Here is a 12,263-nt window from a genome sequence, read left to right as displayed (position 1 = left end):
TCGATGCTCCCGCCGCGCCCCGTGCATCTGCACGGGGCGTTTTCTCGTCTCGGGGTGGCGGTTCCCACGCATCATCGAGAGGAGTGCCATGGCGACGTCCGCGAAGGAGTCGGCGGTGGCTGAGCTCACGGACCTGTTCCGTGAGTCCAGCGCCGCTGTTCTGACGGAATACCGTGGCCTGACGGTGGCGGAGCTCAAGCAGCTGCGTGACTCCATCCGTCAGGACGCGACCTACGCCGTGGCGAAGAACACGCTGGCCGAGATCGCGGCCAAGGACGCCGGTCTGGAGGGCCTCGAGGCTCACCTGTCCGGTCCCACCGCGATCGCGTTCGTGACCGGGGACCCGGTCAACGTCGCGAAGGCCCTGCGTGACTTTGCCAAGGATCACGAGAAGCTCGTGCTCAAGGGCGGCTACATGGATGGCCAGCCCCTGGACGAGGCCGGCATCAAGCAGCTCGCGGACCTCGAGTCCCGCGAGGTGCTGCTGGCCAAGTTCGCCGGCGCGATGAAGGGCAGCATGTCCAAGGCTGCCGCCCTGTTCCAGGCGCCGCTGTCCAAGACCGTCCGCACGGTCGAGGCGCTGCGCGCCGCGCAGGGCGAGGCTGCCTGAGCAGCCCGCCCCGGGCTGCACGGCCCACCACTTCACAACGTAGTCAAGACGTACCCGTAAAGGAGCCATCATGGCCAAGCTGACCACCGAAGAGCTGCTCGCCGCGTTCGAGGAGCTGACCCTCATCGAGCTGTCCGAGTTCATCAAGGCGTTCGAGGAGAAGTTCGACGTCACCGCCGCCGCCCCCGTGGCCGTGGCCGCCGCCGGCGGTGCCGCCGGTGGTGCCGAGGCCGCCGCCGAGGAGAAGGACGAGTTCGACGTCATCCTCGAGGCCGCCGGCGACAAGAAGATCGGCGTCATCAAGGAGGTGCGCGCCCTCACCTCCCTCGGCCTGAAGGAGGCCAAGGACCTGGTGGACGGCGCCCCCAAGCCCGTCCTCGAGGGCGTCAACAAGGAGGCCGCCGAGAAGGCCAAGGAGCAGCTCGAGGGCGCCGGCGCCACCGTCACCCTCAAGTGATGATCGCGGCCTGAGCCGCATCACGCTTCCTCACGAGGCCCCCGGACCCGCACTGCGGACCGGGGGCCTCGTGGCGTTCCAGGTCACGCATCCGCGACTGGACAGGGGCGACGGGCGGGGATAGGATGGATCTTTGCATCTCCCCTGTTCCGTGCTGCCCACAGGACCCCGCGTCCCGCCGTGGCTCGCACGGTTCCGCACGGCCTTCATATAGCGGTGGGCCGGCGCCGCCGTCTCGCGGCAGGGGAGCGAACGGAACCCAGAAGGCCTGTGGAAGGATCCTACGTGGTCGCCTCGAGCACCTCCAACGAAACCGCTACCGTCTCCCCGCGATCCGGCGCCTCCGCCGGACGCGTCTCCTTCGCCAAGATCTCCGAGCCGCTGGACGTGCCGGACCTGCTGGCGCTGCAGACCGAGTCGTTCGACCGCCTGATCGGCAATGAGCGGTGGGCCACGCGCGTCGACGCCGCCCTGGCCGCCGACGACCACTCCGTGCCCGTCACCTCGGGACTGACGGACATCTTCGAGGAGATCTCCCCGATCGAGGACTTCCAGGGCACCATGTCCCTGTCCTTCGCCGAGCCGGAGTTCGCCGACGCGAAGATGACGGAGGAGGAGTGCAAGGATCGCGACGCGACCTTCTCCGCCCCGCTGTACGTCAAGGCCGAGTTCATGAACAACACGACCGGCGAGATCAAGCAGCAGACCGTCTTCATGGGCGACTTCCCGCTGATGACCCGCAACGGCACGTTCATCATCAACGGCACCGAGCGCGTCGTCGTCTCCCAGCTGGTCCGCTCCCCGGGCGCCTACTTCGAGCGCACTCCGGACAAGACCTCCGACAAGGAGATCTTCTCGGCGAAGATCATCCCCTCGCGCGGCGCCTGGTTCGAGCTCGAGGTGGACAAGCGCGACCAGGTCGGCGTCCGCCTCGACCGCAAGCGCAAGCAGCCCGTGACGGTGCTGCTCAAGGCCATGGGCTGGACCGAGTCCCGCATCCTGGAGGAGTTCGGGCACTACGACTCCATTCGCGCCACCCTCGAGAAGGACGGCACCGCGGACCAGGACGAGGCCCTGCTCGACATCTACCGCAAGCTGCGCCCGGGCGAGCCGGCCGCCGTCGACGCCGCGCAGGCGCTGCTGAACAACCTGTACTTCACCCCGAAGCGCTACGACCTCGCCAAGGTGGGCCGCTACAAGCTCAACCGCAAGCTCGGCGTGGACGTGCACCTCGGCGACCCCAACGCGTCCGTGCTCACCGAGGACGACATCGTCCAGATGGTGCACTTCATCGCCGCGCTGCACGCCGGCGAGACCGCCATCAAGGGCACGCGCGACGGCGAGCCGGTGGACGTGCGCGTGGAGATCGACGACATCGACCACTTCGGCAACCGTCGCATCCGCGCGGTGGGCGAGCTGATCGAGAACCAGATCCGCACCGGCCTGTCCCGCATGGAGCGCGTCGTGCGTGAGCGCATGACCACCCAGGACGTCGAGGCGATCACCCCGCAGACCCTGATCAACATCCGCCCCGTGGTGGCGGCGATCAAGGAGTTCTTCGGCACCTCGCAGCTGTCCCAGTTCATGGACCAGAACAACCCGCTGGCCGGCCTGACGCACAAGCGCCGCCTGTCCGCGCTCGGCCCGGGTGGACTGTCCCGCGACCGTGCCGGCATGGAGGTCCGTGACGTCCACCCGTCGCACTACGGCCGCATGTGCCCCATCGAGACCCCGGAAGGCCCGAACATCGGCCTCATCGGTTCGCTGGCGACCTTCGGCCGGATCAACTCCTTCGGCTTCATCGAGACCCCGTATCGCCGCGTGGTCGACGGCCGGGTCACGGACACCGTGGACTACCTGACCGCCGACGACGAGCTGGCCTTCCAGATCGCCCAGGCGAACGCCCCGGTGGACGAGGACGGCCGGTTCGAGGAGGAGCTCGTGCTCTGCCGCCAGCGCGGCGGCGACGGCGAGCCCGTGCTCTCGACCGTGGACGAGATCGACTACATGGACGTGTCCCCGCGCCAGATGGTGTCGGCGGCCACCGCCCTCATCCCGTTCCTCGAGCACGACGACGCCAACCGCGCGCTCATGGGCGCGAACATGCAGCGTCAGGCCGTGCCGCTGCTCCGCTCCGAGGCCCCCTACGTGGGCACCGGCATGGAGAAGTACGTGGCCGTGGACGCGGGCGACTCCGTGACGGCCACCCAGGGCGGCGTCGTGACCGAGGTGGCCGCGGACCTGGTGACCGTCATGAACGACGACGGCACCACCACGCACTACCCGATCATGAAGTTCGCCCGCTCGAACCAGGGCAACGCCTACAACCAGCGGGTGCGCGTGTCCGAGGGCGAGCGGGTGGAGCCGCTGAGCATCATCGCCGACGGTCCCGCCACGGACAACGGCGAGCTCGCGCTCGGCAAGAACCTCCTCGTCGCGTTCATGCCCTGGGAGGGCCTGAACTACGAGGACGCGATCATCCTGTCCCAGCGCATGGTCTCGGAGGACGTCCTCACCTCGATCCACATCGAGGAGCACGAGGTCGACGCCCGCGACACCAAGCTGGGCGCGGAGGAGATCACGCGCGACATCCCCAACGTGTCCGAGGAGGTGCTGTCGCAGCTCGACGAGCGCGGCATCATCCACATCGGCGCGGAGGTGGAGGCCGGCGACATCCTGGTCGGCCGCGTGACCCCGAAGGGCGAGACCGAGCTGACCCCGGAGGAGCGCCTGCTGCGCGCGATCTTCGGCGAGAAGTCCCGCGAGGTCCGCGACACGTCCCTGAAGGTGCCGCACGGCGAGTCCGGCACCGTCATCGGCGTGCGCATCTTCGACCGCGACGAGGACGACGACCTGCCCCCGGGCGTGAACCAGCTGGTGCGCGTCTACGTGGCGCAGAAGCGCAAGATCACCGACGGCGACAAGATGGCCGGCCGCCACGGCAACAAGGGCGTCATCTCGAAGATCCTGCCGCTCGAGGACATGCCGTTCCTGGCGGACGGCACCCCGGTGGACATCGTGCTGAACCCGCTCGGCGTCCCCGGCCGCATGAACCTCGGCCAGGTCATGGAGCTGCACCTGGGCTGGGCCGCCTCGCGAGGCTGGGACATCCAGGGCGAGCCGGAGTGGATCAAGGACCTGCCGAACTTCCCGCGGCAGTCCGGTCCGGTCAACGTGGCCACCCCGGTGTTCGACGGCGCCGAGGCGTACGAGATCACGGGCCTGCTCGGCCACGTGAACGTGACCCGTGACGGCGACCGTCTCATGAGCGACAGCGGCAAGGCGCAGCTGTTCGACGGCCGCACCGGCGAGCCGTTCCCGGACCCGGTGTCCGTGGGCTACATGTACATGCTCAAGCTGCACCACCTGGTGGACGACAAGATCCACGCCCGTTCCACGGGCCCGTACTCGATGATCACGCAGCAGCCGCTGGGCGGTAAGGCCCAGTTCGGCGGCCAGCGCTTCGGCGAGATGGAGGTGTGGGCGCTCGAGGCGTACGGCGCGGCGTTCACCCTCCAGGAGCTGCTGACCATCAAGTCGGACGACATCCACGGCCGCGTGAAGGTCTACGAGGCCATCGTCAAGGGCGAGAACATCCCGGAGCCGGGTGTTCCCGAGTCCTTCAAGGTGCTCATCAAGGAGATGCAGTCCCTCTGCCTGAACGTGGAGGTCCTCTCCGCCGACGGCCAGGCCATCGAGATGCGCGACGCGGAGGACGAGGTCTACCGCGCCGCCGAGGAGCTGGGCATCGACCTCTCCCACGCCGAGCCGAGCTCGGTGGAGGAAGTCTGAGCCGGGCCCGATCCCGCATCCACAAGACGTCACCTGAGAACCACTGAACCAAGGGAGTTCACCGGAGCATGAGCGTGAACAGCATGTCCACTGACAACTCTTTCGGCCTGATGCGCATCGGCCTGGCCACGGCGGAGGACATCCGCCGCTGGTCCTACGGCGAGGTCAAGAAGCCGGAGACCATCAACTACCGCACCCTGAAGCCGGAGAAGGACGGACTCTTCTGCGAGAAGATCTTCGGCCCCACCCGTGACTGGGAGTGCGCGTGCGGCAAGTACAAGCGCGTGCGCTTCAAGGGCATCATCTGTGAGCGCTGCGGCGTCGAGGTGACCCGCTCGAAGGTGCGCCGCGACCGCATGGGCCACATCGAGCTGGCCGCGCCGGTCACCCACATCTGGTACTTCAAGGGCGTGCCCTCGCGCCTGGGCTACCTGCTGGACCTGGCGCCGAAGGACCTCGAGAAGGTCATCTACTTCGCGGCCTACATGATCACCTCGGTGGACGAGGAGGCGCGGCACCGCGACCTGGCCAACCTCCAGGCCGAGTACGACCAGGAGACCCGTGTCCTGGCCGACCAGCGCGACTCCGACATCGCCGCGGTGGCCGCCGACCTCGAGAAGGACCTGGCCAAGCTGGAGTCCGAGGGCGCCAAGGCCGCCGAGAAGAAGAAGGCCCGCGACGCCGCGGACAAGACCATGGCGCAGATCCGCAAGCGCGCGGACGCGGAGCTGGACCGCAAGCAGCAGGTCTGGGACCGCTTCAAGAACCTCAAGGTCGCCGACCTCGAGGGCGACGAGGGCCTGTACCGCGCCATGCGGGACAAGTACGGCCAGTACTTCGAGGGCGCGATGGGCGCGGAGGCGATCCAGCGTCGCCTGCAGACCTTCGACCTCGAGGCCGAGTCCGAGATGCTGCGTGAGACCATCAAGACGGGCAAGGGCCAGCGCAAGACCCGCGCCCTGAAGCGTCTGAAGGTCGTCAACGCGTTCCTGACCACGGACAACTCGCCGGAGGGCATGGTCCTGGACGCCGTCCCGGTGATCCCGCCGGAGCTGCGTCCGATGGTGCAGCTGGACGGCGGCCGCTTCGCGACCTCCGACCTCAACGACCTGTACCGTCGCGTGATCAACCGCAACAACCGCCTGAAGCGGCTGCTCGACCTCGGCGCGCCCGAGATCATCGTCAACAACGAGAAGCGCATGCTGCAGGAGGCCGTGGACTCGCTGTTCGACAACGGCCGCCGCGGCCGGCCGGTGACCGGCCCGGGCAACCGCCCGCTCAAGTCGCTCTCCGACATGCTCAAGGGCAAGCAGGGCCGGTTCCGTCAGAACCTGCTCGGCAAGCGCGTGGACTACTCGGGCCGCTCGGTCATCGTGGTGGGTCCCCAGCTCAAGCTGCACCAGTGCGGCCTGCCCAAGCAGATGGCGCTGGAGCTGTTCAAGCCGTTCGTGATGAAGCGTCTCGTGGACCTGAACCACGCGCAGAACATCAAGTCCGCCAAGCGCATGGTGGAGCGCTTCCGTCCGCAGGTCTGGGACGTGCTCGAGGAGGTCATCACCGAGCACCCGGTCCTGTTGAACCGCGCCCCCACCCTGCACCGTCTGGGCATCCAGGCCTTCGAGCCGCAGCTCGTGGAGGGCAAGGCCCTGCAGCTGCACCCGCTGGTCTGCTCCGCGTTCAACGCGGACTTCGACGGCGACCAGATGGCGGTCCACCTGCCCCTGTCGCCGGAGGCCCAGGCCGAGGCGCGCCTGCTCATGCTCTCGAGCCACAACATCCTGAAGCCCTCGGACGGCCGCGCGGTCGCCGTGCCGGCCCAGGACATGATCATCGGCCTGAACCACCTCACCACGGTGCGTCCGGACGAGGTCGGCGCGGGCAACCTGTACGCGACCGTCGGCGAGGCCATCATGGCGTTCGACGGCGGCGACCTGCACCTGAACGCGCCCGCACGGATCGGCGTCGAGGGCTTCGTGCCCTCGGCGGCTGTGCCGGCCCCCGAGGGCTGGTCCGAGGGCGAGATCGCCCTCATCGAGACCACCCTGGGCAAGGTGCTGTTCAACGAGCTGCTGCCGGACGACTACCCGTGGCTGGACAAGCAGGCGACCAAGGGCACCCTCGGTCAGCTGGTCAACGACCTGGCCGAGCGCTACCCGATGGTCGTCACCGCGCAGACGCTGGACAACCTCAAGGACGCCGGCTTCCACTGGGGCACCTGGTCGGGTGTGACCGTGGCGATCTCGGACATCACCTCCGACTTCGACAAGGCCGCCATCATGGAGGGCTACGAGGAGCAGGCCCAGCGCGTGCAGCAGCAGTACGACAAGGGCCTGATCGCGGACGATGAGCGTCGCTCCGAGCTGATCGACATCTGGAACAAGGCCACCGACGAGGTCGCCGCGGCCATGAAGGACGGCCTGCCGGAGCTCAACACCATCAACCGCATGGTGTCCTCCGGTGCGCGAGGCAACTGGCTCCAGGTGCGCCAGATCGCGGGCATCCGCGGCCTGGTGGCCAACCCGAAGGGTGAGATCATCCCGCGTCCGATCAAGTCCTCGTACCGCGAGGGCCTGTCCGTGCTCGAGTACTTCTCCGCCACCCACGGCGCCCGCAAGGGCCTCGCGGACACCGCGCTGAAGACCGCGAACTCGGGCTACCTGACCCGTCGTCTCGTCGATGTGTCCCAGGACGTCATCGTCCGCGAGGACGACTGCGGCACCGAGCGCGGCCTGTCCGTGACGATCGCCGCGCCGAACGCCGACGGCGAGCTGGTGGCCCACGAGCAGGTCGAGAACTCGGCCTTCGCCCGCACGCTGGCCCAGGACGTCACGGGCGAGGACGGCACGGTGCTGGCCTCGGCCGGCGCCGACGTGGGCGACGTGCTGATCGGCGAGCTGGTGGCCGCAGGCGTCACGGAGATCAAGGTCCGTTCGGTCCTGACCTGCGAGTCCGCCGTGGGCACCTGCGCGAAGTGCTACGGCCGCTCCATGGCCACCGGCCAGCTGGTGGACATCGGCGAGGCCGTCGGCATCATCGCGGCCCAGTCGATCGGTGAGCCGGGCACCCAGCTCACCATGCGCACGTTCCACACCGGCGGTGTGGCCTCGGCCGACGACATCACGCAGGGTCTGCCCCGCATCCAGGAGCTCTTCGAGGCCCGCACCCCGAAGGGCGTGGCCCCGATCTCCGAGGTCGCCGGCCGCGTGACCATCGAGGACACCGAGACGTCCGTGCGCCTGCTGCTCACCCCGGACGACGGCTCCGAGGAGATCGCCTACCCGGTGCTGCGCCGTGCGCGCATCCTCGTGGCCGACGGCGAGCACGTGCCGGTGGGCACGCAGCTCGTGGCCGGCGCCGTGGACCCGAAGCAGGTCCTGCGCGTGCTCGGCCCGCGGGCCGCACAGCGGTTCCTCGTGGACGAGGTGCAGAACGTGTACCAGTCCCAGGGCGTGGGCATCCACGACAAGCACGTGGAGGTCATCGTCCGGCAGATGCTGCGTCGCATCACCGTCATCGAGTCCGGTGACACCGACCTGCTGCCGGGCGAGCTCACGGACCGGGCGCGCTTCGTGGCCGCCAACCGCGCCGCCGTCGCCGAGGGCCGCCAGCCGGCCTCCGGCCGCGACGAGCTGATGGGCATCACGAAGGCCTCGCTGGCCACGGACTCGTGGCTGTCGGCCGCGTCCTTCCAGGAGACGACCCGCGTCCTGACGCAGGCGGCCATGGAGGGCAAGTCCGACCCGCTGCTGGGCCTGAAGGAGAACGTGATCATCGGCAAGCTGATCCCGGCCGGCACGGGCCTGGACCGCTACACGAAGACCGTCGTGGAGCCGACGGAGGAGGCGAAGGCCAACCTGTTCGCCTCGCCGGCCGGCTTCGCGGACTTCGACTACCCGGGCCTGGACCAGTCGCTCGGCGAGAACGACTTCCACGCCGTCTCGCTCGACGACTACGGCCGCGGGGGCGACTTCCGCGCCTGATCCGTGTCCCCCAGGGGGCCCGCCGCTCCGCCGCTCACGCGGGGGAGGGGCGGGCCTCCTGGCCGTGCGGGGCCGGCTCGTCGATGGCGCCGGGGCGTGCTATGCTGTCAAGGATTGTTTTTCGTGTGGCAAATTGGACGCTGTCCGGGTCGCGGGGTCATTGCGCGGCAGATGCCACACTTTTGCACGCCTGCGGACGTCTGCTCGTTGCGAGCCCCCAGGGAGAGGCAGAGCAGAGGAACGAACAGCCGGCGCCCCGGGCGCTGGTCGATCACGTCAGCGATCACCGAAACACAGGAAGGCTGAAGAGTGCCTACGATTCAGCAGCTGGTCCGCAAGGGCCGCTCACCCAAGGTCGTCAATACGAAGGCCCCTGCGCTGCAGGGGAACCCCATGCGTCGTGGCGTGTGCACCCGTGTGTACACCACCACGCCCAAGAAGCCGAACTCGGCGCTGCGCAAGGTCGCCCGTGTGCGCCTGAACGGCGGCATCGAGGTCACCGCCTACATCCCCGGCGAGGGCCACAACCTGCAGGAGCACTCGATCGTGCTCGTCCGCGGCGGTCGTGTGAAGGACCTGCCCGGCGTGCGCTACAAGATCGTGCGCGGCGCCCTCGACACCCAGGGCGTGAAGAACCGCGGCCAGGCCCGCTCCCGCTACGGAGCCAAGAAGGAGAAGAAGTAATGCCTCGTAAGGGTCCTGCGCCGAAGCGCCCCCTCGTCGTCGATCCCGTCTACGGCTCCCCGCTGGTCACGCAGCTGATCAACAAGGTGCTCGTCGACGGCAAGAAGTCCACCGCCGAGCGCATCGTGTACGGCGCGCTCGAGGGCGCCCGTGCCAAGAACGGCGCCGATCCCGTGGCCACCCTCAAGAAGGCCATGGACAACATCAAGCCGGCCCTCGAGGTGCGCTCCCGCCGCGTCGGCGGCGCCACCTACCAGGTGCCCGTCGAGGTCAAGCCGGGCCGCTCCACGGCCCTGGCCCTGCGCTGGCTGGTCGGCTTCTCCAAGGCCCGCCGTGAGAAGACCATGACCGAGCGCCTGATGAACGAGATCCTGGACGCCTCGAACGGCCTGGGCGGTGCCGTGAAGCGTCGCGAGGACACCCACAAGATGGCCGAGGCCAACAAGGCCTTCGCCCACTACCGCTGGTGATCCGTGTGGCCCGGGGCGCGCGATCCGCGCCTCGGGCCGCCGGTGCGTCCTCTCGGACGGGCCACCCACCGCATCCACCTCACGAGCCCCCCATTCCACCCGACCAAGGGAGACACCGTGGCACAGGACGTGCTGACTGACCTGCACAAGGTCCGCAACATCGGCATCATGGCCCACATCGATGCCGGCAAGACCACCACCACCGAGCGCATCCTGTTCTACACGGGTGTCAACCACAAGCTGGGCGAGACCCACGACGGCGGCGCGACGACGGACTGGATGGAGCAGGAGAAGGAGCGCGGCATCACCATCACCTCCGCCGCGGTGACCTGCTTCTGGAACGACCACCAGATCAACATCATCGACACCCCCGGCCACGTGGACTTCACGGTCGAGGTGGAGCGCTCGCTGCGCGTGCTCGACGGCGCCGTCGCCGTGTTCGACGGCAAGGAGGGCGTGGAGCCCCAGTCGGAGACCGTGTGGCGTCAGGCGGACAAGTACGACGTCCCCCGCATCTGCTTCGTCAACAAGATGGACAAGCTGGGCGCGGACTTCTACTTCACCGTCGACACGATCGTGAAGCGCCTCGGCGCGCGTCCGCTCGTGATGCAGCTGCCGATCGGCGCCGAGAACGACTTCGTGGGCGTCGTCGACCTGATCTCCATGAAGGCCTTCGTGTGGCCGGGCGACGCCAAGGGCGACGTCACCATGGGCGCCTCCTACGAGACCCGCGAGATCCCCGCCGAGCTCCAGGAGAAGGCCGAGGAGTACCGCAACGAGCTCGTCGAGGCCGTCGCCGAGACCTCCGAGGAGCTCATGGAGAAGTACCTCGAGGGCGAGGAGCTCACCGTCGAGGAGATCCAGGCCGGCGCGCGTCAGCTGACCGTGAACGCCGAGGCCTACCCGGTGTTCTGCGGCTCCGCGTTCAAGAACCGTGGCGTGCAGCCGATGCTGGACGCCGTGGTCGCCTACCTGCCGAACCCGCTGGACGCCGGCCCCGTCAAGGGCCACGCCGTGAACGACGAGGAGGTGGTGCTGGAGCGCGAGCCGTCGAAGGATGCGCCGTTCTCGGCGCTCGCCTTCAAGATCGCCACGCACCCCTTCTTCGGCACGCTGACCTTCATCCGCGTGTACTCCGGCCGCCTGGAGTCCGGTGCGCAGGTCCTCAACGCCACCAAGGGCAAGAAGGAGCGCATCGGCAAGCTGTTCCAGATGCACGCCAACAAGGAGAACCCGGTGGACGAGGTGGTCGCCGGCCACATCTACGCCGTGATCGGCCTCAAGGACACCACCACGGGCGACACCCTGTGCGATCCCGCGAACCCGATCATCCTCGAGTCGATGACCTTCCCGGAGCCCGTGATCTCCGTGGCCATCGAGCCGAAGACCAAGGGTGACCAGGAGAAGCTCTCCACCGCCATCCAGAAGCTCGTCGCGGAGGACCCCACGTTCCGCGTGAACCTCAACGAGGAGACCGGTCAGACCGAGATCGGCGGCATGGGCGAGCTCCACCTGGACGTGTTCGTGGACCGCATGAAGCGCGAGTTCAAGGTCGAGGCCAACGTGGGCAAGCCCCAGGTCGCGTACCGCGAGACCATCAAGCGCAAGGTCGACAAGGTCGACTACACGCACAAGAAGCAGACCGGCGGCTCCGGCCAGTTCGCCAAGGTGCAGCTGTCCTTCGAGCCCCTGGACACCGCCGAGGGCGAGGTCTACGAGTTCGAGAACGCCGTCACCGGCGGTCGCGTGCCCCGCGAGTACATCCCCTCGGTGGACGCGGGCATCCAGGACGCCATGAAGTTCGGCGTGCTGGCCGGCTACCCGATGGTCGGCGTGAAGGCCACCCTGCTCGACGGTGCGTACCACGACGTCGACTCCTCGGAGATGGCGTTCAAGATCGCCGGCTCCCAGGCCTTCAAGGAGGGTGTCCGCAAGGCCACCCCGATCATCCTCGAGCCGCTGATGGCCGTGGAGGTCCGCACCCCCGAGGAGTTCATGGGCGACGTCATCGGCGACCTGAACTCCCGCCGCGGCCAGATCCAGTCCATGGAGGACGCCACCGGCGTGAAGGTGGTCAACGCCCTCGTGCCGCTGTCGGAGATGTTCGGCTACATCGGCGACCTGCGCTCCAAGACGCAGGGTCGCGCGGTGTACTCGATGACCTTCCACTCCTACGCCGAGGTCCCCAAGGCCGTGGCGGACGAGATCGTCCAGAAGTCCCAGGGCGAGTGACCGCAGGTCACCTGCTCTGAACGACCTGCCCCGGGGGG

7 protein-coding genes are annotated in these 12,263 nt (G+C 68.4%); all 7 read left to right on the top strand.

The window, feature by feature from the left end:
* The first annotated feature begins 88 nt into the window (after positions 1 to 88).
* The 7 genes from rplJ to fusA all read left to right on the top strand — a co-directional run bounded on the left by rplJ (position 89) and on the right by fusA (position 12,225).
* The gene (gene rplJ / locus ACFI33_RS07290) at positions 89 to 610 is read left to right on the top strand and encodes a 50S ribosomal protein L10 (protein ID WP_127434969.1); all 522 of its coding nucleotides are present in this window, start codon (positions 89 to 91) and stop codon (positions 608 to 610) included.
* 70 nt (positions 611 to 680) lie between these two features.
* The gene (gene rplL / locus ACFI33_RS07285) at positions 681 to 1,067 is read left to right on the top strand and encodes a 50S ribosomal protein L7/L12 (RefSeq protein ID WP_002854784.1); all 387 of its coding nucleotides are present in this window, start codon (positions 681 to 683) and stop codon (positions 1,065 to 1,067) included.
* A gap of 285 nt (positions 1,068 to 1,352) precedes the next feature.
* Positions 1,353 to 4,859 (top strand): DNA-directed RNA polymerase subunit beta, encoded by a 3,507-nt coding sequence (gene rpoB / locus ACFI33_RS07280; RefSeq protein WP_036337930.1) that lies wholly within the window; start codon positions 1,353 to 1,355, stop codon positions 4,857 to 4,859.
* Between the two features lie 83 nt (positions 4,860 to 4,942).
* A complete protein-coding gene (locus ACFI33_RS07275; RefSeq protein WP_127434970.1) occupies positions 4,943 to 8,839 on the top strand; it encodes a DNA-directed RNA polymerase subunit beta' in 3,897 nt (1,298 codons plus the stop codon).
* A 309-nt stretch (positions 8,840 to 9,148) separates the two neighbouring features.
* Positions 9,149 to 9,523, top strand: a complete 375-nt coding sequence (gene rpsL / locus ACFI33_RS07270) for a 30S ribosomal protein S12 (protein ID WP_002854787.1) — start codon at positions 9,149 to 9,151, stop codon at positions 9,521 to 9,523.
* Positions 9,523 to 9,993, top strand: coding sequence for a 30S ribosomal protein S7 (rpsG, locus tag ACFI33_RS07265; protein ID WP_010080379.1), 471 nt, complete (start codon positions 9,523 to 9,525; stop codon positions 9,991 to 9,993). The genes rpsL and rpsG overlap by 1 nt, the downstream gene beginning before the upstream one ends.
* 117 nt (positions 9,994 to 10,110) lie before the next feature.
* On the top strand, positions 10,111 to 12,225 hold the full coding sequence (fusA, locus tag ACFI33_RS07260) for an elongation factor G (RefSeq protein WP_127434968.1): 2,115 nt from the start codon (positions 10,111 to 10,113) through the stop codon (positions 12,223 to 12,225).
* Positions 12,226 to 12,263: the final 38 nt, after the last annotated feature.

The organism is Micrococcus sp. PSi08 (genome assembly GCF_054960655.1).
This window is presented reverse-complemented; position numbering and strand designations above follow the sequence as displayed.

What these genes read in the sequence shown, in the direction of transcription:
- rplJ (WP_127434969.1), top strand. Translation starts at nt 89, where the DNA reads ATGGCGACGTCCGCGAAGGAGTCGGCGGTGGCTGAGCTCACGGACCTG.
- rplL (WP_002854784.1), top strand. Translation starts at nt 681, where the DNA reads ATGGCCAAGCTGACCACCGAAGAGCTGCTCGCCGCGTTCGAGGAGCTG.
- ACFI33_RS07275 (WP_127434970.1), top strand. Translation starts at nt 4,943, where the DNA reads ATGTCCACTGACAACTCTTTCGGCCTGATGCGCATCGGCCTGGCCACG.
- rpsG (WP_010080379.1), top strand. Translation starts at nt 9,523, where the DNA reads ATGCCTCGTAAGGGTCCTGCGCCGAAGCGCCCCCTCGTCGTCGATCCC.